The 223-nt window shown below is 51.1% G+C and carries 1 tRNA gene and 1 rRNA gene; both read left to right on the top strand.

The annotated features are described in order from the left end of the window. A 16S ribosomal RNA gene (locus N5923_RS00020) occupies positions 1 to 68 on the top strand; the annotation flags it as partial. 73 nt (positions 69 to 141) lie between these two features. Beyond that, positions 142 to 218, top strand: a tRNA-Ile gene (locus N5923_RS00015). The last annotated feature ends 5 nt before the right edge of the window (positions 219 to 223 follow it).

Below are 223 nucleotides of genomic sequence, written 5' to 3'. Positions count from 1 at the left end.
GATTCATGACTGGGGTGAAGTCGTAACAAGGTAACCGTAGGGGAACCTGCGGTTGGATCACCTCCTTACCTATGTGAAGATACCCCGCGCAGTGCCCACACAGATTGTCTGATGAAAGTAACGAGCAGAAAAAACCTCTACAGGCTTGTAGCTCAGGTGGTTAGAGCGCACCCCTGATAAGGGTGAGGTCGGTGGTTCAAGTCCACTCAGGCCTACCAAATTT

This window comes from Winslowiella arboricola, assembly GCF_025527015.1.
GTDB lineage: Bacteria > Pseudomonadota > Gammaproteobacteria > Enterobacterales > Enterobacteriaceae > Erwinia > Erwinia arboricola.
Note: the sequence above shows the minus strand (reverse complement) of the source record. Positions and strands in the feature narration are given on the sequence as shown.